General features: G+C 42.3%; 21 protein-coding genes. All 21 read left to right on the top strand.

All coding sequences use genetic code 11. The features are described from left to right. Positions 1-103 precede the first annotated feature (103 nt). Positions 104-337, top strand: coding sequence for an acyl carrier protein (locus V7201_RS01515; RefSeq protein WP_335375012.1), 234 nt, complete (start codon positions 104-106; stop codon positions 335-337). A 325-nt stretch (positions 338-662) separates the two neighbouring features. Further along, positions 663-1,430 (top strand): ribonuclease III, encoded by a 768-nt coding sequence (rnc, locus tag V7201_RS01510; RefSeq protein WP_335375011.1) that lies wholly within the window; start codon positions 663-665, stop codon positions 1,428-1,430. A gap of 79 nt (positions 1,431-1,509) precedes the next feature. Next, positions 1,510-5,076, top strand: a complete 3,567-nt coding sequence (gene smc / locus V7201_RS01505) for a chromosome segregation protein SMC (protein WP_335375010.1) — start codon at positions 1,510-1,512, stop codon at positions 5,074-5,076. 19 nt (positions 5,077-5,095) lie between these two features. After that, positions 5,096-6,091, top strand: a complete 996-nt coding sequence (gene ftsY, locus V7201_RS01500; RefSeq protein ID WP_335375009.1) for a signal recognition particle-docking protein FtsY — start codon at positions 5,096-5,098, stop codon at positions 6,089-6,091. A 108-nt stretch (positions 6,092-6,199) separates the two neighbouring features. Continuing rightward, the gene (locus tag V7201_RS01495; RefSeq protein WP_335375008.1) at positions 6,200-6,529 is read left to right on the top strand and encodes a putative DNA-binding protein; all 330 of its coding nucleotides are present in this window, start codon (positions 6,200-6,202) and stop codon (positions 6,527-6,529) included. Positions 6,530-6,542: 13 nt separating this feature from the next. Further along, positions 6,543-7,895 carry a signal recognition particle protein gene (ffh, locus tag V7201_RS01490; RefSeq protein ID WP_335375007.1) on the top strand — a complete coding sequence of 451 codons (1,353 nt, stop codon included), beginning with the start codon at positions 6,543-6,545 and terminating at the stop codon, positions 7,893-7,895. Between the two features lie 109 nt (positions 7,896-8,004). Then, positions 8,005-8,277 (top strand): 30S ribosomal protein S16, encoded by a 273-nt coding sequence (gene rpsP, locus V7201_RS01485; RefSeq protein WP_335375006.1) that lies wholly within the window; start codon positions 8,005-8,007, stop codon positions 8,275-8,277. 14 nt (positions 8,278-8,291) lie between these two features. Continuing rightward, entirely contained in the window at positions 8,292-8,522 is a 231-nt protein-coding gene (locus V7201_RS01480) for a KH domain-containing protein (RefSeq protein WP_125479141.1), read from the top strand. Between the two features lie 434 nt (positions 8,523-8,956). Then, positions 8,957-9,349: a YlqD family protein gene (locus V7201_RS01475; protein ID WP_335375005.1), complete on the top strand. Its 393-nt coding sequence runs from the start codon at positions 8,957-8,959 to the stop codon at positions 9,347-9,349. Positions 9,350-9,355: 6 nt separating this feature from the next. Beyond that, the gene (rimM, locus tag V7201_RS01470; RefSeq protein ID WP_335375004.1) at positions 9,356-9,874 is read left to right on the top strand and encodes a ribosome maturation factor RimM; all 519 of its coding nucleotides are present in this window, start codon (positions 9,356-9,358) and stop codon (positions 9,872-9,874) included. Further along, positions 9,874-10,614, top strand: coding sequence for a tRNA (guanosine(37)-N1)-methyltransferase TrmD (trmD, locus tag V7201_RS01465; protein WP_438825003.1), 741 nt, complete (start codon positions 9,874-9,876; stop codon positions 10,612-10,614). Before rimM ends, trmD begins: the two co-directional genes overlap by 1 nt. Before the next feature lie 131 nt (positions 10,615-10,745). Continuing rightward, on the top strand, positions 10,746-11,090 hold the full coding sequence (rplS, locus tag V7201_RS01460) for a 50S ribosomal protein L19 (RefSeq protein ID WP_041964491.1): 345 nt from the start codon (positions 10,746-10,748) through the stop codon (positions 11,088-11,090). A gap of 237 nt (positions 11,091-11,327) precedes the next feature. After that, entirely contained in the window at positions 11,328-11,882 is a 555-nt protein-coding gene (lepB, locus tag V7201_RS01455; protein WP_335375002.1) for a signal peptidase I, read from the top strand. Positions 11,883-11,946: 64 nt separating this feature from the next. Further along, positions 11,947-12,831: a ribosome biogenesis GTPase YlqF gene (gene ylqF, locus V7201_RS01450; RefSeq protein ID WP_335375001.1), complete on the top strand. Its 885-nt coding sequence runs from the start codon at positions 11,947-11,949 to the stop codon at positions 12,829-12,831. A 76-nt stretch (positions 12,832-12,907) separates the two neighbouring features. After that, on the top strand, positions 12,908-13,690 hold the full coding sequence (locus V7201_RS01445) for a ribonuclease HII (RefSeq protein WP_335375000.1): 783 nt from the start codon (positions 12,908-12,910) through the stop codon (positions 13,688-13,690). 12 nt (positions 13,691-13,702) lie between these two features. Beyond that, positions 13,703-15,604: a hypothetical protein gene (locus V7201_RS01440; RefSeq protein ID WP_335374999.1), complete on the top strand. Its 1,902-nt coding sequence runs from the start codon at positions 13,703-13,705 to the stop codon at positions 15,602-15,604. Beyond that, positions 15,601-15,885, top strand: coding sequence for an EscU/YscU/HrcU family type III secretion system export apparatus switch protein (locus V7201_RS01435; protein WP_335374998.1), 285 nt, complete (start codon positions 15,601-15,603; stop codon positions 15,883-15,885). Before V7201_RS01440 ends, V7201_RS01435 begins: the two co-directional genes overlap by 4 nt. A gap of 527 nt (positions 15,886-16,412) precedes the next feature. Continuing rightward, positions 16,413-17,573 carry an ADP-forming succinate--CoA ligase subunit beta gene (gene sucC, locus V7201_RS01430; RefSeq protein WP_335374997.1) on the top strand — a complete coding sequence of 387 codons (1,161 nt, stop codon included), beginning with the start codon at positions 16,413-16,415 and terminating at the stop codon, positions 17,571-17,573. A gap of 22 nt (positions 17,574-17,595) precedes the next feature. Beyond that, positions 17,596-18,498, top strand: a complete 903-nt coding sequence (sucD, locus tag V7201_RS01425) for a succinate--CoA ligase subunit alpha (RefSeq protein ID WP_335374996.1) — start codon at positions 17,596-17,598, stop codon at positions 18,496-18,498. A 71-nt stretch (positions 18,499-18,569) separates the two neighbouring features. Further along, a complete protein-coding gene (gene dprA, locus V7201_RS01420) occupies positions 18,570-19,430 on the top strand; it encodes a DNA-processing protein DprA (protein ID WP_335374995.1) in 861 nt (286 codons plus the stop codon). A gap of 251 nt (positions 19,431-19,681) precedes the next feature. Next, positions 19,682-21,757, top strand: coding sequence for a type I DNA topoisomerase (topA, locus tag V7201_RS01415; protein ID WP_335374994.1), 2,076 nt, complete (start codon positions 19,682-19,684; stop codon positions 21,755-21,757). The last annotated feature ends 255 nt before the right edge of the window (positions 21,758-22,012 follow it).

The following is a 22,012-nucleotide window of genomic DNA, read 5'->3' as shown; positions in this document are numbered from 1 at the left end:
TTGGAATTTTAATGGTACAGCGATAAATTTTTCTAAATAAGCTGGCAGCCATTTATTATTTAAATGAAATCATCTATAATTGCTTGAGGGGAGGTGAACGAGCATGGCAGATGTTTTAGAACGTGTAACAAAAATTATTGTTGACCGTTTGGGAGTTGAAGAATCTCAAGTAACTTTGGAAGCATCTTTTAAAGATGACCTAGGTGCTGATTCCCTTGATGTTGTTGAATTAGTAATGGAATTGGAAGACGAGTTCAACATGGAGATTTCTGATGATGACGCTGAAAAAATCGCTTCAGTTGGTGACGCTGTGAATTACATAAATAGCCAAGTGTAACTGTTGGATTTGTTAAGAAGCTCCGTTTAATTAAACGGGGCTTTCTTATGTATTATGTAAATGGCTGTTTGAAAGGTAAATGCTGATTTATAGCACCTGTAGCCCCGCGGAAAGCGAAGGGCCTGGAGCGAAAATCAACAGCCTAGTTTAACAGAGACTTAATAAAAGATATACTTTCAAGGAAGCTGCTGGAATAAAGCGAAGTTTTTTTGCTTTATAGGCGTTTTTTTTTGTAAACTGTTAGTAGTCTGTATATGAGCTCTTTAAGTAAGACAACAATTATATGCGAAATCATCTTTACATTATGAGCAAGGTGGAGTAAAACATGCGCAACAACGGAAGAGAAAGAGATAAAAGGAATATCCGCGCAAAGGAAAATAAATTTAAAGGGTTTCAGGACAAACTTGGAATTCAATTTGAAAGTGAAAAACTTTTAAAACAGGCCTTTACGCATTCATCCTATGTGAATGAGCATCGCAGAAAGCCTCATGAAGATAACGAGAGGCTTGAATTTCTAGGAGACGCCGTTTTGGAATTGACTGTATCCCAATTTTTATTTAAAAAATATCCAATGATGAGCGAAGGGGAACTGACGAAGCTGCGTGCTGCAGTGGTTTGTGAGCCGTCGCTTGTGGCATTTGCCAATGAACTTGTCTTCGGGGAGCTTGTCCTTTTGGGCAAGGGCGAAGAAATGACAGGCGGCCGTACAAGGCCAGCTCTTTTAGCTGATGTCTTCGAAGCGTTTATCGGTGCCTTGTATTTAGATAAAGGGATTGAAACAGTTACGACATTCCTTGAAAAAATCGTGTTTCCAAAGATTAATGACGGTGCTTTTTCTCATGTGATGGATTTTAAAAGCCAGCTTCAGGAACTGGTCCAGCGGGACGGAGCGGGTGCGCTTGAATACCGGATCCTTAAGGAAATTGGGCCAGCACATAGCCGGGAATTCGAATCCCGCGTGTTTTTAAACGGCGAAGAGCTAGGAACAGGGATGGGCCGGTCCAAGAAGGAAGCAGAACAGCATGCTGCCCAAATGGCACTCGAAAAGCTTAAAGCGCATATAGAAGCAGTCACTGAACAAAAAGATAAATAAGTACTGCAATTTAATACATTTAACATATTTGACAATCTGACAGCCTAGAATAAGTTTTTACTGGAAAGGGAGAGCAATATTGTTTTTAAAACGATTAGATGTGGTCGGCTTTAAGTCCTTTGCTGAAAGGATTTCGGTTGAGTTTGTCCCTGGTGTGACCGCTGTAGTCGGGCCTAATGGGAGCGGGAAAAGCAATATTACGGATTCAATCCGCTGGGTTTTGGGTGAGCAATCAGCCAAATCGCTCCGCGGGTCAAAAATGGAGGATATCATTTTTGCCGGAAGCGATTCACGGAAGTCGCTGAATTTTGCCGAAGTAACGCTAACTCTTGATAATGAAGACCAATCATTGCCGCTAGACTACAATGAAGTGAGTGTAACAAGGCGTGTCTACCGTTCAGGTGACAGCGAATATTTGATTAATAAACAAAATTGCCGGCTGAAGGATATAGTCGATTTGTTTATGGACTCGGGTCTTGGCCGGGAAGCCTTTTCTATCATCAGCCAGGGAAGAGTTGAAGAAATACTCAACAGCAAGCCGGAGGATCGCAGGACGATATTTGAAGAGGCAGCTGGGGTGCTTAAATATAAATCTCGGAAAAAGAAAGCCGAAAGCAAGCTGTTTGAAACACAAGAGAATTTGAACAGGGTATCGGATATCATCCATGAACTTGAAGGCCAGGTTGAACCTTTAAAGATGCAGGCTTCGATTGCGAAGGATTTTCTTCAGCAAAAAGAAGAATTAGAAAAAATTGAAGTTGCATTGACGGCATATGAAGTTGAGGAATTGCATGGCCGCTGGGAAAAGCTGTCCAAACAGCTCGAGCAGCATAAGGAAGATGAAATTAAACAGTCTTCAGAGCTGCAGAAAAAAGAAGCGGAAATTGAAAAAATGCGCGACCATTTAGCGGCATTGGATGAATCAGTAAGTGATCTGCAAAATGTTCTTCTGCATGCAAGCGAGGAGCTTGAAAAGCTGGAGGGAAGAAGAGAAGTCCTGAAGGAGCGAAAGAAGAACGCTTCGCAGAATAAAGGGCAGCTCGAGAAGAATATTGAAGAGCTGACTGCCTCCATCGACCAGCTGGATAAGCAGAAGCAAGAATATGAGAGGAATGCTGCCGAGCTTACTCAAGAGGCTGCAGATCTGCAAAAGAAGCTTGGAGAAAAGCAGGAGCAGCTGAAACTCTATAGCGAAGATGTTGAGCTGAAAATTGATTCGATGAAGAGCGATTACATTGAGGTTTTAAATCAGCAGGCAAGCGCTAAAAATGAAAAGATCTATATCGAGCAGCAGCTCCAACAGCAGTCCTCAAAAGGGTCAAGACTTGACAGTGAAAATGACCGGTATGTCTCCGTTCGCGATGAAATAAACAAAAAGAAAGCTGAGACTGAGATAAAAGTTGCAGCGTCACAACAGGAGCTTGAGGAGCAGGCAAAACTTTATTTTGACGAACAAAGGAAGCTAGAATCGTTAAAAAATAATTATCAAAAACAGGAAAAAACGCTCTATCAGGCGTATCAGTTTTTACAGCAGGCAAAATCAAAAAAAGAAATGCTAGAGGAAATGGAAGAAGATTACTCGGGCTTTTTCCAGGGAGTAAAAGAGGTATTAAAGGCGCGAGACGGACGCCTTAAGGGTATTGAAGGAGCAATTGCTGAGCTGGTTCAAGTGCCTAAACAATATGAAACAGCAATCGAAACGGCTCTAGGCGGCGCGATGCAGCATATTGTTGTGCAAAATGAAGAGAATGCGAGAGCAGCAATCCAATATCTTAAGCAAAAATCGTTCGGCAGGGCAACATTCCTGCCGCTAAGTATCATTAAAGGGAAATCATTAGCTGTGTCACAGCTAACCATGCTTTCCGGTCATGAATCATATATCGGTACTGCGGCTGATTTGGTTCAGTTCAATGAAAAATATGCGGAGGTCATTAAGAGCCTATTAGGCAATGTAGTCGTTGCCAAGGATTTGAAGGGCGCCAACGAGATTGCCAGAATCCTGCAATATCGTAGCAGGATCGTCACTCTTGAAGGTGATGTTGTCAATCCTGGAGGTTCGATGACCGGCGGTGCCGTAAAACAAAAATCTTCTTCACTGCTTAGCCGTAAAGGGGAGCTTGAGGATCTGACCAAAAAGCTTGTTGAAATGGAAGAAAAGACAAGCTTACTCGAATCGCGTGTGAAGTCATTGAAATCTGAGGTGCAATCTAGCGAAACACGGCTGGAGGAGCTGCGCAAAAAAGGTGAAGACCTCCGTCTAAAGGAGCAAACGCTTAAAGGTGATTTGCGCGAAGTAGAGCTGGAACAGAAAAACATAAATGAACGCTTATCTGTCTATGACTCTGAGAAAACCCAGCTCGATTCGGATAAGGAAAAGCTTGAAGCAAGATTGCTTGACCTTTCGAAGATGCTAAGTAAATATCAGGATGACCTTGAAGCATTTGATAAGGAAATAGCCCGCCTGACTGAGCTGAAAACCTCGAATTCTACTTCAAGGGAAAGTCTTGTCTCAGAAATCGGCGATTTAAAGATAAGTCTTGCAGCCAAGAAGGAGCAGCTTTTCCATGTGAGGGAAAAGCTTGATTCAGCTATATTGCAAGCTGAGGACCAAACGAAGAAAATGGAACTCTTTAAAGACGATTTGTCTTTGTTATCATCTGAAATGACTGATAGTTCATCTGGTGAAATGCAGCTTGAAGATGCAGCAAAAAGAAAACTTCACGATAAAAATGAAACTCTCAAGCTTATAGCTTCTAGAAGGAACGAACGCCTTGAGCTGCAGAACAAGCTTGAAGATCAGGAGCTGGAATCCAAGGAATTAAGAAGACTTCTAAAAGGTGTAAGCGAAGTGCTGAAGGATGAAGAAGTCAAACTTAACAGGCTTGACGTTGAATTGGACAATAAGCTTGCTCATCTTCGAGAAGAGTATCTGCTTTCTTATGAGGCAGCTAAAGAGCAATATCCATTAACGATACCTGCGGATGAAGCGAGAAGAAAGGTCAAGCTTATCAAATTGGCCATCGAAGAACTTGGCACCGTGAATATTGGCGCCATAGAAGAATACGAGCGAGTTTCAGAACGGTATGAATTTTTGCTAGAGCAGAAGAATGACCTTCAAGAAGCAAAGGATACACTATTCCTAGTAATTGAAGAAATGGATATTGAGATGAAGAAGAGGTTTGAGCAAACATTCACTGCGATCCGCTCACACTTTGAATCTGTATTCCAGGCGTTATTTGGCGGCGGCAGAGCTGACTTGAAGCTTACACAGCCGGACGATTTGCTTAATACCGGCGTAGAAATAGTCGCGCAGCCTCCGGGCAAGAAGCTGCAAAACCTTGGACTCCTCTCTGGCGGAGAGCGTGCATTGACAGCTATCGCACTCTTATTTTCAATCCTGAAGGTCCGTCCTGTTCCATTCTGTATCCTCGATGAGGTAGAAGCGGCATTGGATGAGGCTAATGTTTACAGGTTCAGCCAATATTTGAAGAAGTACAGCGCTGAAACGCAATTCATCGTGATTACTCACCGCAAGGGTACTATGGAAGAAGCAGATGTCCTATATGGTGTCACAATGCAGGAATCAGGCGTTTCCAAGGTAGTGTCAGTCCGGCTTGAGGATTCAAAGGAACTAGTAAAATCGTAATTAGAAAGGCGTTGGAACCGTGAGTTTTTTTAAAAAATTAAAAGAAAAATTAACTACGCAGACAGAGAGTGTTACCGAGAAATTTAAAGAGGGCTTGACGAAAACGAGAGATAGTTTTTCAGGAAAGGTCAATGACTTGGTTTCCCGCTACCGAAAAGTGGATGAGGAATTCTTCGAAGAACTCGAGGAAATTTTAATTCAGGCCGATGTGGGTTTTGACACGGTCATGGAATTGGTCGAGGAGCTAAAGAAAGAGGTAAAGCGCCGGAATATCCAGGATACAAAAGAGGTCCAGGCAGTAATCTCTGAAAAGCTAGTCGACATATACCAGGGTGGCAGCGATGAGTCTTTTGCCCTGAATATCCAAGAGAACTCCCTGACAGTCATTTTATTTGTAGGGGTAAATGGTGTTGGTAAAACAACGACTATCGGAAAGCTGGCACATAAATTCAAAAGTGAAGGCAAAAATGTACTTCTTGCGGCGGGCGATACTTTCCGTGCTGGAGCAATTGAACAACTTGAGGTATGGGGCGAACGTGTAGGGGTGGATGTCATCAAGCAAGCAGAAGGCTCTGATCCTGCTGCTGTAATGTATGATGCGGTGCAGTCTGCTAAGTCGCGTAATGCTGATATTTTGCTTTGTGATACAGCTGGCCGCCTCCAAAATAAGGTCAATTTGATGAAGGAACTAGAAAAGGTTAAACGCGTTATTGAACGTGAAGTTCCAGGTGCACCGCATGAGGTTCTGCTAGTTCTAGATGCGACGACAGGACAAAATGCATTGATCCAGGCAAAAACGTTCAAAGAAACAACAGAAGTTAGCGGGATTGTCCTTACTAAGCTTGATGGCACAGCAAAAGGCGGTATCGTCATTGCGATTCGCAATGAACTCGACATACCCGTTAAATTTGTAGGTCTTGGAGAAAAGATGGATGACCTCCAGGAATTCGATGCTGAAAGATACGTATACGGGCTGTTCGCGGACCTGGCAGAGGAAGAGAAAACTGCCGAATAATACTGATTTATCAACATCTTGCTGTAAAGAACTTTTCTTGACAGAAAAGTTGAACCTGTGTAAACTGTCTTTATGTAAAGGTATTTAACTTAACATGGGGGAATCGGAATGCTTGAGAAAACGAACCGCATGAATTATTTGTACGATTTTTATCAGGCATTATTAACTCCAAAACAAAGCAGTTACATGGCCCTTTACTATCTTGATGACTATTCCCTGGGCGAAATCGCCGAAGAGTATGATGTTAGCCGCCAGGCTGTATACGACAACATCAAACGGACGGAAGCGATGCTTGAGGAGTACGAAAAGAAGCTGTTGTTGTTCGAGAAATTCCAGAAGCGCATTGAGCTCATTTCAAAAATGAAAGATCTCATGGGTGATGGTGCGGACAACCAGGCTTTAAGTGAAATGGTAGCCGAGCTTGAGAAATTAGACTAGGGAGGCGCATGAAATGGCATTTGAAGGATTGGCCGACCGACTGCAAAATACAATGCAAAAAATCCGCGGAAAAGGCAAGGTAACGGAAGCGGATGTAAAAGAAATGATGCGAGAGGTCCGTCTGGCGCTGCTTGAGGCCGACGTTAACTTTAAGGTAGTAAAAGACTTCGTAAAAAAAGTCACTGAACGGGCAATCGGTCAGGAAGTAGTAAAAAGCCTTACACCCGGCCAGCAGGTTATAAAGGTTGTTAAAGAAGAATTAACCGAGTTGATGGGCGGAGAGCAAAGCAAGATTGCAGCCTCCAACCGACCGCCGACAGTCATTATGATGGTCGGACTTCAAGGGGCAGGTAAAACGACCACAACCGGGAAGCTTGCCAACCTTTTGCGCAAAAAATATAACCGCAAGCCTTTGCTTGTTGCAGCGGATATTTATCGTCCAGCTGCGATCAAACAGCTGGAAACGCTGGGCAAGCAGTTAAGCATGCCAGTATTTTCGCTTGGCGATCAGGTCAGCCCTGTCGAAATTGCCAAACAGGCAATCGCTAAGGCAAAGGAAGACCATAATGACTATGTGTTGATCGATACAGCAGGCCGTTTGCATGTCGATGAAAATCTGATGGATGAGCTTAAGCAGATTAAAGAGCTCTCAAAGCCAGATGAAATCTTCCTTGTAGTCGATGCGATGACAGGTCAGGATGCTGTTAATGTGGCGCAAAGCTTCAATGAACAGCTCGGGCTGACAGGCGTTGTCCTGACAAAACTTGATGGCGATACACGAGGCGGTGCTGCTCTTTCAATCCGTGCCGTGACAAATACGCCAATAAAATTTGTCGGTTTAGGTGAAAAGCTGGACGCTCTTGAACCTTTCCATCCTGAGAGGATGGCATCCCGTATCCTTGGTATGGGCGATGTGCTTACCCTTATCGAAAAAGCTCAGGCGAACGTCGATGAAGAAAAAGCAAAAGAGCTTGAGAAAAAAATGCGTACTGCCTCATTCACCCTTGACGATTTCCTGGACCAGCTTGGCCAGGTAAGAAAAATGGGGCCATTGGATGAAATCCTTAAGATGATGCCAGGCGCAAATAAAATCAAAGGCATGAACAATCTTCAAATCGATGAAAAACAGATCTCTCATGTGGAGGCGATCATCCAGTCGATGACGAAGAATGAAAAAACGCATCCAGAAGTCATCAATGCCAACAGGCGTAAGCGGATCGCCAAGGGCAGCGGTACATCCATCCAGGAAGTAAACCGACTGCTCAAGCAGTTCGAAGACATGAAAAAGATGATGAAACAGATGACGAGCATGCAGCAAAAAGGCAAGAAAAAAGGCGGATTTAAATTGCCTTTCAATCCTTTTTAACATGTAATTACAGGAAAAATCATGCTGTAAAGAAAAAAACCTTTACAAGCTGTTTTCAATTTGGTATTATTCTATCTTGTGTGAAACTATTCGGAGGTGCTTATTTAAAATGGCAGTAAAAATTCGCTTAAAACGCATGGGAGCAAAAAAATCTCCTTTCTATCGTATTGTAGTAGCTGATTCACGTTCACCACGTGATGGCCGTTTCATCGAATCTGTAGGAACTTACAACCCAGTTGCTGAACCAGCTAAGGTTGAACTTAACGAAGAGTTAGTTCTTAAGTGGCTTAAAGACGGAGCTAAACCATCTGATACAGTGCGCAACTTGTTCTCTAAGCATGGTATCATGGAAAAATTCCACAACGCTAAGCTTAGCAAGTAATGTTGGACGCGCCCATGAAAGAATTAATTGAGACGATCGTGAAACCCCTTGTTGATTTCCCGGAAGATGTTCATGTAAATGTACACGAAGAGGATCAGCGCGTTACCTATAAGCTTTCCGTCAACAAAAGTGATATGGGCAAAGTAATTGGAAAGCAGGGACGCGTTGCAAAGGCGATACGAACAGTAGTCTATGCAGCAGGTTCATCACAGCAAAAGAAGATTTTCTTAGAAATCGTCGAATAACCGCCAAAAGCTCAGTAATGAAGAAGCGAACTTCCTCAAACCGCTAAAACTAGTTTTAGCAAAATGATTAAGCTTGCTTATGCAATGCTGATGCAGGTACAGGCTCTTGTTTGTACAATGGCATTCTGATTGGAGGGGATAACCCTCCTTTTTTTCTTTTTAAAATTAGGCTGTGTTAAAGGACAATGTTGATTTTTAGCACCTGTTGATTGTAGCGGAGGGCACTCGACTCCTGCGGGATTAGCCGCCAAGGTGAGATCCTGCAGGAGCAAAGCGACGAAGAGGCTCACCTGACGCCACAAGGAAAACGAGTGCCTGGAGCGGAAATCAACAGACAAGTTTAACACAGCCTAATAAGTACGATATAATTAGTAACAAGGTTACAATTTCATCGTTTCTGATTTATGGCTATAGTGGCGTGAGGGGGAAATGCTTTGAAGGTACTGCAAACAATCGTGGTGAAACAAGTACTGACAGAAGAAAGCAAGGATCGGATCCACCAAAAATATCACTCCAGGAAACTCCAGCTGCAAAAAGAATGCGACCAGCTAAGATTCGAATTGAAAAAGCTTGAGAAATCTAAAAAATTTCCTCCTGAGACCTTGAAAAAACATTTTGAACAAGAAATCAAGGTACATAAAGAGAAAATCAAACTGTTGGATTTTCAGATAGAGCAACTACATATTCTTCCGCTTGGAAGCGAAATTAAAGAAACAGAATTACAGGGTCTAGTCGAAATAAATGAAGGGGATCAATGGGATGAGTTCCTTTCGGGAAAGACTATAATAGTGAAAGACGGAATCGTGACCGAAATACGCGAGAGGTGATCAAGCATGGAAAAATATTTTAATGTCGGAAAAATTGTTAATACACATGGAATCCGTGGAGAAGTAAGAGTTATATCTAGAACGGACTTTCCTGAAGAACGCTATAAAGTAGGCAATACTTTGCTTTTATTCTTGCCTGGTTCAAAGGAACCTATCGAGCTTACTGTTAAAAGCCACAGGACACATAAAAACTTTAATTTGCTGACATTTGAAGGCTATGACAATGTCAACCAGGTTGAAAAGTTAAGGGACGGAATCCTTAAGGTTCCTGAGACCCAGCGTGGTAAACTGGAGGAAGGCGAATTTTATTTCCAGGACATTCTCGGCTGCCTGATGTTTACAACAAAAGGGGAAGAAATCGGCAAGGTGGTTGAAATTTTAACTCCTGGTGCCAATGATGTCTGGGTGGTTAAGGATGGAAAAGGCAAGGAGATTCTAATTCCTTATATCGGAGACATCGTAAAAAAAGTCGATGTTAAAGAAAAAATCATCCTGATTGAACCTATGGAAGGGCTTCTGTCATGATGCACATCGATGTCCTGTCCATCTTTCCAGAAATGTTTGAAGGTGTTTTCGGGCACTCGATATTGAAAAAAGCTGCTGAAAAAGAAGCCGTTCAATATAATGTCGTCAACTTTCGAGACTTTGCGGACAATAAACATCAAACTGTCGACGATTATCCATATGGGGGCGGGGCGGGGATGGTCCTTAAGCCACAGCCGATTTTTGACGCTGTTGCTGACCTTAAGGAACGTGCGAAAAGCTCTGCTCCCCGTGTCATTCTTATGTGCCCCCAGGGAGAGCGGTACACGCAAAAGAAAGCAGAAGAGCTGGCAAAGGAAGAGCATTTGATTTTCATTTGCGGGCACTATGAAGGCTATGATGAGCGGATTCGGGAGCATGTGATTACCGATGAGATTTCGATTGGTGATTATGTTCTGACAGGTGGAGAACTTGGTGCCATGGTTGTCATTGACAGTGTCGTGCGCCTGCTGCCAGGAGTGCTAGGAAGTGAAGAATCTCATATCCAGGACTCTTTCAGCACGGGTCTTCTTGAACACCCTCACTATACCAGGCCATCTGATTTCCGTGGCATGAAGGTGCCTGATGTACTGATTTCGGGAAATCATCGTTTAATAGAAGAATGGCGCATGAAGGAAAGCCTGAAGCGTACCCTTGTACGCCGGCCAGATTTGCTCGAAGAAGCAGAACTGACCGAGCAGCAAAAAAAATGGCTGGATGAGCTTTCAAAACTTCACGATTGATATTGCAGTGACCGTTAGTTTATGGTAAGATACTTCTTGTGGCTAAAAGCGAAAGTGCTTATGCCGCTTATAACGATGTTCCGCTGCAATGAAACGTTTTGCAAGAGCATTTGTGGGAGGAGATGAAAACGATGCAACAACTAATCGAAGAAATCACAAAAGCACAACTTCGCACTGATCTTCCATCTTTCCGTCCTGGTGACACAGTACGTGTACACGTTAAGGTTGTCGAAGGAACTCGCGAACGTATCCAGTTGTTTGAAGGTGTAGTGATTAAGCGTCGTGGTGGTGGAATCAGCGAAACTTTTACAGTCCGTAAAATTTCTTACGGAGTAGGCGTTGAGCGTACTTTCCCTGTTAACACACCAAAAATTGCGAAGCTAGAAGTAATCCGTCGCGGTAAAGTACGCCGTGCGAAACTTTACTACCTACGTAACCTACGTGGTAAAAAAGCTCGTATCAAAGAAATCCGATAAGATTGAATGTAAAAAAGGAGCTTGCCTAGCCAAGCTCCTTTTTCATACTCAAGTAAGGGTTAGAATGTTCAAAGATGTTGCAAGACAACTCTTTGACTATTTCAAGCTTTAAGAAAAATGGGTAAACAATATTAAGTTTATTTTAAAAATCATTGCCCTTCGTGTTTATCTTGCCAGACTTATGTAAAATAAAGTTATGTATTCAAACAACCTATATTTTAGAATGGTGGGGAAAGAATGGCTGAGAAGAAGAAAAACGAATTATGGGAATGGACGAAAGCCCTATTGATTGCTGTAGTGCTCGCAGCTGTTATTCGATATTTTTTATTTGCACCGATTGTTGTTGATGGATTGTCGATGATGCCGACATTGCATGACCAGGACCGTATGATTGTAAACAAGATGAGCTATAAAGTAGGCGAACCAGAGAGATTTGATATCATCGTCTTTCATGCGCCGGAAAACAAAGATTACATAAAAAGAGTGATCGGCCTTCCAGGAGATAGAATCGAATATAAAAATGACACACTTTATGTCAATGGAGAGGCATATCCAGAACCTTACTTGGAAGAATATAAAAAACAAGTGATAGATGGGCCGCTGACAGATCCTTTTACCCTTGAAGAGAAGATCGGCAGGGAAACAGTTCCTGAAGGCCAACTCTTTGTAATGGGGGATAACCGCCGCTTCAGTAAAGATAGCCGTCATATTGGTACGGTTCCGTTCGAAAAGGTGCTAGGAAAGACAAATGTCATCTACTGGCCTATTGACGATCTGCGCACAATAGACTAGAAATAGCCTTCATCCTATATATAGGCAAGTGGATGGCTGGCAAAAGAGATAGGAGGTGGCTGCTTTGACGATCCAGTGGTTTCCTGGCCATATGGCCAAGGCTCGCAGAGAGGTCACAGAGAAATTAAAGCTAGTTGATGTTATTTTTGAATTGGTGGACGCAAGAATTCCGTATTCATCAAGAAATCCAATGATAGATGAAATCATCCAGCATAAGCCAAGAATAGTATTATTGAATAAAGCTGACATGGCCGATAAGGCTGTTACTGATGAGTGGCTCCGCTTTTACCGCCAAAAAGGGATAACTGCACTGGCGATTAACTCACAGGCTGGAACAGGCTTAAAGCAGATCGTGCAGGAGTCAAAGGTTCTGTTGAAGGATAAACTTGACCGGTTAATTTCCAAGGGTGTCAAACCTCGTGCCATTCGCGCAATGATTGTAGGCATTCCAAATGCGGGGAAATCCACATTGATTAACAGGCTTGCAGGCAAAAATATAGCACAGACAGGTAATAGACCAGGTGTCACCAAGTCACAGCAGTGGATCAAGATGGGCAAAGAGTTAGAATTGCTGGATACTCCAGGGATATTATGGCCAAAGTTTGAGGATCAAGAAGTAGGTGTCAAGCTTGCAATTACCGGGGCGATTAAGGATACGCTCTTGAATCTTCAGGACTTAACTGTCTATGCTCTTAGGTACTTAGAAAAACATTACCCTGAACGCCTGCAGGAGAGGTACAAGCTAGAACAGCTGCCAGAAGATGTTGTTGAGCTTTTTGACCTTATTGGTGATTTTCGGGGCTGCAGGATGTCAGGCGGGTATGTTGACTATGATAAAGTCGCGGAACTTGTGATCAGGGAAATCCGTACTGAAAAATTAGGGCCGTTATCCTTTGAACGTCCTCAAGACTTGATAAAACTTGATGAGATTGATGAAAACGAAAAATAAAGGTCCTGGATCCAGGGCCTTTATTTTTCGTTTTAGTCGCCGATACATACAAGAGAAGCAAATTTAGGAGAATTTTATGGGAAAATGGACAATTATTGAGATTGAGCAACAATTATTTGGTACAAATCATGTGGAGGAAGACTTCCTTGTGGCCTTGAAACAAGATGAGCGAAAAGGTGTGCAGCGAATGCTTGCCAGGTGGGAGAAACAAATGCAGCGAAAGACGGAACTGCATGAACAATTTGTTGCAATGACATCATTTGAGCAGAAATATAGAGCAGAAGGCTATAAGTATATAACCGGTATTGATGAGGCAGGAAGGGGCCCTCTAGCTGGGCCAGTAGTTGCTGGGGCAGTCATTCTGCCTGAAGATTTTTACCTTCCTGGACTAAATGACTCTAAAAAAATCTCTGAAGCGAAAAGAGATGAGTATTTTGAAGTAATCAATAACAAAGCGCTGGCAGTAGGCATCGGAATCATTAGTGCATCTGAAATCGATGAAATAAACATCCTGCAGGCATCAAAAAAAGCAATGCTTTCAGCGGTTAGCCAGTTAGGAATCACACCGGATTTTCTTTTGGTTGATGCAGTGAAATTGGAGACGCCTTTCCCTTTTGAAGCGTTAATTAAAGGAGATGCAAGGAGCATTTCAATAGCAGCGGCCTCCATTATAGCCAAGGTTACGAGAGACAGGGTGATGAAGGAATTAAGTCAGGAATACCCTCAGTATGGGTTCGATGCGAATATGGGATACGGAACAGCTGAGCATATGATAGCACTCAGGGAGCACGGCGTCACTCCGTTTCACAGAAAAACGTTTGCTCCAGTAAGAGAATGTATCGAGAATCATCTTGTATAAAGCAGGTGAATCATGGAAACAGGAGTACTGCATAGTCTATTCAATCATAATCCATCACAGCAGGTAAAAACTGCGTCGCTTCGATCGGGGCAAATTATCAATGGGAAAATCATTAAGCTGTTTCCAGAACAAATTGCCGAAATTCAAATCGGTAGCCAAAAAATGATTGCCCAATTAGAAACCCCTCTTTCAGCAAATGAACGATACTGGTTTCAGGTCCAGCCAGGTGAAGGGAAAGTTCGCCTGAAGGTGATCGCAACTGGAAGTGAAGAGGGAAAGCAGCAAGAGAGCTTATCCAGGATTCTCGGAGAATTTTCATTGCCTTCGAATAAGGAAAACCTAGAACTGGTACGGTTCTTTTTAAAAGAGCAGCTGCCTATCAGCCGGGAAATCCTGCAACAGGCTTCCGAATGGCTGAAAAGCGCGTCTCCGCGAAGTTCAGGACTTGAAGCAATCCAAATGATTTTAACCCGAGGGCTTCCGCTATCAGAAGCAACATTTTCTGCTTTATATACGGCTAATAAAGAGCCATCGATAACACTGTTAATGGAAAATCTCATGAAAGCATTTGAACAGGAATCTAATACGGATACAATGAGTAAAATTAAACACTTGCTGAGCGAGCTGGTACCTTCGAATGAAACAAATGCCGCCAGGCACGTGCTGGGACAGATTGCTGCCGCTTGGCTTAAAGGCCACAATTCAGAAGGGCAAGCTGCCTTCGGACTGCTTCAGCAAACTGCTGGGTTCCCAGCTCAGAAAAGCGAGAGTTTAGTCTTGCAGCAAATGCTTTCAAACATGAAAAGTGAAGAGATAATGAAAGACGAAATCCCAGCAGAGCTGCATTTTGCTAAGAGATTGATTGCCCAATTAGAAAAAGGTGAAATTAATCTAGCGAAACAATTGATAGACAGCTTTATCAAAGAAGATCCAAAAGGTACAATCTTGAAAAATGGGCAGTTAACCGGGCTAGTCGATCCATTGCTGCAGTTATTCGCAGGTTCTCAGGTAAACGAGGCTGATCGACAGGAAGGCTTGCAAGCATTTAAACAATTAATGGGGATGGTATTAGGAGGAAGTGATGATTCTGAGACAGCGCTAAAGTGGTTATCGATTTTACTCCCAGAAAAAGAAAAATTTTTAAGTACTGGAGCAGAATTGCTGAAAGCAGCAGGAAAGGCTGAGATGTCAGGTTTACCTATTCAGCAAAGCGAACTTCTGAAAAAAGCAATCCACAATGCTGAACAGGGAATGGCACTTTCCGATGAAGAGTCCGCAATCTTCACAACTGAAAAAATAAAGTCCTTCTTGTCATCTCTTGGCCTATCGTATGAGCGGGACCTTGCTGAAGCTTTTAAAGGCAATCTTGAAGACAAGGCTCAGCCTGCCGAGAGTTTAAAACCGCACCTGATACGTCTGCTGAATGAAAACCCTCCCCATGCTGTTAAGGAGGCTGCGGAGCAGCTATTAAACAAGATTACTGGTTTCCAGCTTCTTTCACAAGAGACTGGTCCTATCCAGCAGCTAATCGTGCAAATGCCGTTTATCATAGGGGGGGAAATGTCTGAGGTTACCTTTCAATGGAGCGGCCAAAAAACGGAAGACGGTAAAATTAACGCAGATTATTGCCGTGTTCTCTTTTATCTGAAACTCGAGCATTTGGATGAAACAATTGTTGATATGCAAGTCCAGAACCGGGTCTTAAGCATGCAGGTCATCAATCAGCATCCTTCATTAAAAACAGTGGCAGATCAGCTCTTGCCATTGTTAAAAAACAAACTCGCAGAAGTGAATTATCATTTGTCATCAGTAAACTTCCTCGTACCAGAGGTGTCTAAGCAACAAGGGAACCAAAAGAAACTGGCAGAACTGTATAGCAAAAAAGATTACAGCAGGGTGGATATCAAAATATGAAACCTCAGAAATCAATACGAAAAACGGCAGTAGCACTTGGTTATAATCCTGCCACCCATGATTCTCCCAAAGTAATGGCAAAGGGGAAGGGTCTTGTAGCGGACCAGATCATTGAAAAAGCGAAAATTCATGACATACCGATCCAACAGGACCCATCCCTTGTAGAAGTCCTAAGTGAGCTTGAGTTGAATGAGCGGATACCTGAGGAGCTATACCAGGCAGTTGCCGAAGTGTTTTCTTTTATCTACAGGCTTGACCAGCAGGCGGGAAAAACAAAGTAATAGACTGTTATGATCAATATCATATTAGTTAAATTCATCCGTTATTAGACTTTGGAATTGATTTTTGTTACATACTCTTTAAAAGGTCCTAGTTGATTTCTAGCCCCTGTTATTGAAGGCGGAAATCAATAAAGGAGTTTAACAGATCTATACATTTTAAGGTCATTTTTGTAAATGGCAAAATTTATTGTAAAAACTAAATTAATATTTTCATTTTAAAAATAAAGAGAAAGAAAATAATTTTTTTCAGCTTTTTTATCTCCTTAAAAGTCGAGAAAAGCCTAAATCTCGGCTTTTTATGCTTCATTTTTAACATTATGATACTTTTTTGCAATATTTAAAATGGCAAAATATTTAAATCATAAAGGTAGACAATCAATATTTCATTATATAAAATGAAAGCGCAGTCTATTTTTTAAAAATTTAAATGAATTATATTTTCTACTTAGAAAAGCTAGATGCGGGTGAGGACGGCTTGTAGATCCTCTTAGATGTGCACTCTTTTCTAATAGATAGGAGGATGGGAAATGAATGTCCATGAGTATCAAGGAAAAGAAATCCTCAGAAAATATGGGGTAAAAGTACCGAATGGAAAGGTAGCTTTTACAGTTGAGGAAGCTGTTGAAGCAGCGCAAGAGCTAGGTTCATCAGTTGTCGTCGTGAAAGCTCAAATCCATGCTGGCGGAAGGGGTAAAGCTGGCGGGGTCAAGGTAGCGAAGAACCTTGATGAAGTGCGTACATATGCAACTGAAATCTTAGGAAAAACATTGGTTACTCACCAGACTGGTCCAGAAGGCAAGGAAGTTAAGCGCCTGCTGATCGAAGAAGGCTGTGACATCAAGAAAGAGTACTACGTAGGACTTGTTCTTGACCGTGCTACTTCCCGTGTTGTACTAATGGCTTCAGAAGAAGGCGGAACGGAAATCGAAGAGGTTGCAGAAGCAACTCCAGAGAAAATCTTCAAAGAAGAGATCGATCCTGTTGTAGGCCTAATGCCATACCAGGCTCGCCGTATTGCATTCAATATCAACATCCCTAAAGAGCTTGTAAACCAAGCTGTTAAGTTCATGATGGGTCTATACAACGCTTATATTGAAAAAGATTGCTCAATCGCAGAGATCAACCCGCTTGTTGTTACAGGGGACGGACAGGTTATGGCGCTTGATGCTAAATTGAATTTTGACGCGAATGCTCTATACCGCCAAAAGGATATTCTTGAATACCGTGACCTTGAGGAAGAAGATGCAAAGGAAATCGAGGCTTCAAAGTATGACCTAAGCTATATTTCCCTTGATGGAAACATCGGCTGCATGGTTAACGGTGCAGGTCTTGCGATGGCAACAATGGACATCGTCAAGCATTACGGCGGAGACCCGGCCAACTTCCTTGATGTTGGGGGCGGTGCAACTGCTGAGAAAGTAACGGAAGCATTTAAAATTATCCTTTCAGATCCGAATGTTAAGGGTATCTTTGTTAATATCTTCGGCGGCATCATGAAGTGCGACGTTATCGCTACTGGTGTAGTTGAAGCAGCTAAGCAAGTCGGACTGGAAGTTCCTCTTGTAGTTCGCCTTGAAGGTACTAACGTAGATCTTGGAAAACAGATTCTGAATGAATCTGGATTAAATATCATTGCTGCTGAATCAATGGCAGACGGCGCTGAAAAAATCGTTTCATTAGTTAAGTAGGATCGAAAGGAGAGAATTTGACGTGAGCGTATTCATTAATAAAGATACAAAGGTCATTGTTCAAGGTATTACGGGTTCTACAGCCCTTTTCCATACTAAACAAATGCTTGAATATGGTACAAAAATTGTTGGAGGAACATCTCCAGGCAAAGGCGGTACTGAAGTAGAAGGCGTTCCTGTATTCAACACAGTAAAAGAAGCTGTTGATGCTACAGGTGCTAATGCTTCTGTCATCTATGTACCTGCTCCATTCGCTGCCGATGCAATCATCGAAGCGGTAGATGCAGACTTAGATTTAGCCATCTGTATCACTGAACATATTCCTGTTCTGGATATGGTAAAAGTGAAGCGCTACATGGAAGGCAAGAAAACTCGCCTTGTAGGCCCTAACTGCCCAGGGGTTATCACTCCTGAAGAGTGCAAAATCGGCATCATGCCAGGATATATCCACACTAAAGGCCATGTAGGCGTAGTTTCCCGTTCTGGAACATTGACTTACGAAGCAGTACATCAGTTGACACAAGCTGGAATCGGCCAGTCTACTGCAGTAGGTATCGGCGGAGACCCTGTTAACGGAACAAACTTCATCGATGTCCTGGAGGCATTCAATGAAGATCCAGAAACATATGCTGTCATCATGATTGGTGAAATCGGTGGTACTGCAGAGGAAGAAGCAGCTGAGTGGGTCAAGGCAAACATGACTAAACCAGTAGTCGGCTTCATTGGTGGAAGAACTGCACCTCCAGGAAAGCGCATGGGCCATGCTGGTGCGATCATTTCTGGTGGTAAGGGAACAGCTGATGAGAAGATCCGCGTAATGAACGAGTGCGGCATCAAGGTTGCTGACACTCCTTCTGTAATGGGTGAAACACTAATTGGCGTATTGAAGGAACAAGGCTTATACGACAAGTGTAAAACACACTAAGTTATCTGATGGACAGTCCCTCTATATAGAGGGACTGTTTATTAATCAGAAAAACAATAATGGGGGTAAATATGGATCAACTTAAAAACAAATTGATCACACTGATCCATGGCAAGCATTCGAGCTGGAAAGCTATATATTCCATGCTTAAATCGGAATCTTTGCATGATAATATATATGAAGAAAAAAATTATTTTTCATCTGCGTCACACCACTCCAACAGTCCTCAAACCAACCCACATGACCTGCCAGTCGACAGACTTCTCGCCGAATATGCTTCGAAAAATATCCATCTTATAACTCTTTTCGACAATACCTATCCTGAATGCCTCAAGACAATATACCAGCCGCCCTGGGTGCTCTTCGCAAAAGGCGACCTCTCCCTGTTAAACTCAAAAAATATTCTGGCAGTAGTAGGTTCCCGTGATGCATCCGATTATGGACTGAATACCATCGAATATTTATTTCCAGAACTAATCGAGAACAAAACAGTCATTGTCAGCGGCCTGGCAAAGGGAATTGATGCCTATGCACATAAAACGGCAATCAAGCTTGGAGGGAAAACAATTGGTGTCATTGCAGGAGGGTTTAATCATATCTATCCAAAGGAAAATATGAAGTTGGCAGAGTATATGTTGCAGAATCAATTAGTCATTTCTGAATATCCACCTGCTACGGTTCCGGAAAAATGGCATTTTCCTATGAGAAATAGAATAATAAGCGGGTTAGCTAAAGGTACCCTCGTGGTTGAAGCAAGAAAAAAGAGTGGTTCATTGATCACAGCTGAATTTGCATTGAATGAAGGACGCGAAGTTTTTGCTGTTCCGGGAAGCATATTGACACCAAACTCTGACGGAGTGCATGAATTGATCCAGCAAGGAGCTAAGCTGATCAAAAATTCCAAAGAGATTCTAGAGGAACTGATGATTTAATATGGAATTATATATTAAAAAACATTATATAATTCATCAATAATGTTGCCTTTTTATCAAGTTTTCTTCTTATTAAAATAAAATTTACTACAAAAAGGTTGAAATAATTTTCATTCTGTTATACATTTTGCATCAGGTATTTTAAAATCCCCAAATAAGATGAAACCGTTTACTTAGTGGTACAATTTGACAATGTGAAGCTTTGTAGACAATAATAATGATAATTTTATACCTCTAAGGAGGACAAATGGATGTCTGAGTTTTTAGTAATTGTTGAATCCCCTGCAAAGGCAAAGACGATTGAGCGTTATCTTGGAAAAAAATATAAGGTTAAAGCTTCAATGGGTCACTTGCGTGATTTGCCGAAGAGTCAGATGGGTATCGATGTAGAAAATAATTATGATCCTAAATATATTACGATCAGAGGCAAAGGCCCTGTTTTGAAAGAATTAAAATCTGCCGCGAAAAAAGCAAAAAAAATATACCTCGCGGCTGACCCCGACAGAGAAGGGGAAGCGATTGCCTGGCACCTCGCCCACACTCTCAATGTAGATATACATTCAGATTGCAGGGTCGTATTCAATGAGATTACGAAGGATGCCATTAAGGAATCCTTTAAACACCCTCGCTCAATCAATATGGATCTGGTTGACGCACAGCAGGCACGACGAGTATTAGACAGGCTTGTAGGGTATAACATCAGTCCTCTGCTGTGGAAAAAAGTCAAGAAAGGCTTAAGCGCGGGACGTGTCCAATCTGTCGCGATGCGAATGATCATTGACAGGGAAAAAGAAATACTTGATTTCGAACCCGAAGAGTATTGGACGATCGGTGCTGACTTCCTAAAAGGAAAAGATGCCTTTGAAGCTTCGTTTTACGGGATTGGTACTGAAAAAGCTGAATTGAAATCTGAACAGGATGTCAACAATATCTTAAGTCAGCTGAAGGGAAATAAATTCAAGGTTGCTTCGGTGACGAAGAAAGAGCGAAAACGTAATCCAGCACCTCCATTCATCACGTCTTCATTGCAGCAGGAAGCGGCACGCAAGCTAAACTTCCGGGCAAAGAAAACGATGATGCTCGCACAGCAGCTGTATGAAGGAATTGATCTTGGCAAAGAAGGTACAGTCGGTTTGATCACTTATATGAGAACCGATTCTACAAGGATTTCTGAGGTTGCGCAGGCTGAAGCAAGCCAGTACATCATAGGCGAGTATGGGCAAAATTTTTTACAGACAGAAACCCGGAAAGAAAAGAAGCAGTCAAATGCCCAGGATGCTCACGAAGCCATCCGGCCTACGAGTACCATGAAAGTACCAGATAAAGTTAAGGAATTCCTGTCACGTGACCAGTACAGACTTTACAAGCTAATATGGGAACGATTCATCGCAAGCCAGATGGCACCAGCGGTCATGGACACGATGAGCGTAGATTTAAAGAATGGCGATGTTACTTTCAGGGCTACTGGATCAAAAGTTAAATTTCCAGGATTCATGAAAGTATACGTTGAAGGTTCCGATGACCAAGTAGAAGAAAAGGATAAACTCCTGCCAGATTTAAAGGAAGGCGACGAGGTAGTTAAGAAAGACATCGAACCGAAGCAGCATTTTACTCAGCCGCCGCCAAGGTATACAGAAGCTAGGCTGGTAAGGACGTTAGAGGAACAGGGAATAGGCCGTCCGTCAACATATGCTCCAACGCTAGATACGATTCAGAAAAGAGGATATGTATCGCTAGATAATAAGCGCTTTGTTCCTACAGAGCTAGGGGAAATTGTTGATGGCTTGATAAGAGAATTTTTCCCGGATATACTTGACCTCGAATTCACAGCCAAAATGGAGCAGGACCTGGATCATGTCGAAGATGGAAAAGTCAATTGGGTGAATGTTATTGATGAGTTCTATCAAGATTTTGAAAAGCATCTCGCTAAAGCTGAAAAGGAAATGCAAGAAGTTGAAATCAAGGATGAACCTGCTGGTGAAGATTGCGACCAATGCGGCAGCCCAATGGTATTCAAAATGGGAAGATACGGAAAATTTATGGCCTGCAGCAATTTTCCTGATTGCCGCAATACGAAGGCAATTGTAAAAGATATTGGAGTAAAATGCCCAAAATGCGAGGAAGGAAACATCATCGAGCGGAAAAGCAAGAAGCGCCGGATCTTTTTCGGCTGCGATCGCTTCCCAGAATGTGACTTCCTATCATGGGATAAGCCGCTGGCACGCAGCTGCCCTAAATGTGACAAACTGCTGGTCGAAAAGAAACTTAAAAAAGGCGTGCAGGTGCAATGTACCGAGTGTGATTATAAAGAAGAACCGCAAAGCTAGAGTGAGCCTTAGGCTCACTCTTTGTGTTTGTTTTAAGGGTGTAAGCTAAGAAAAACGAATCTGATAAGCTGATTTTAGGATGATTTGAAACTTTTTTCTTTCTTTTTCGTAAAGTAAAGTGCAAAATGATACAAGTATCAGGGAAAAGTAATGAAGATTGAAGTATATAATAGAAGATTTATGTGCAGGCAGATGATATAATAAATCTTTTGATGAACCTTTGAACAATTTTTTAATAGCTACTGGAGGAAAAAG

It is taken from the genome of Bacillus sp. JJ1122, assembly GCF_036964885.1.
In the GTDB taxonomy this organism is placed as follows: domain Bacteria; phylum Bacillota; class Bacilli; order Bacillales; family Cytobacillaceae; genus Mesobacillus.
This window is presented reverse-complemented; position numbering and strand designations above follow the sequence as displayed.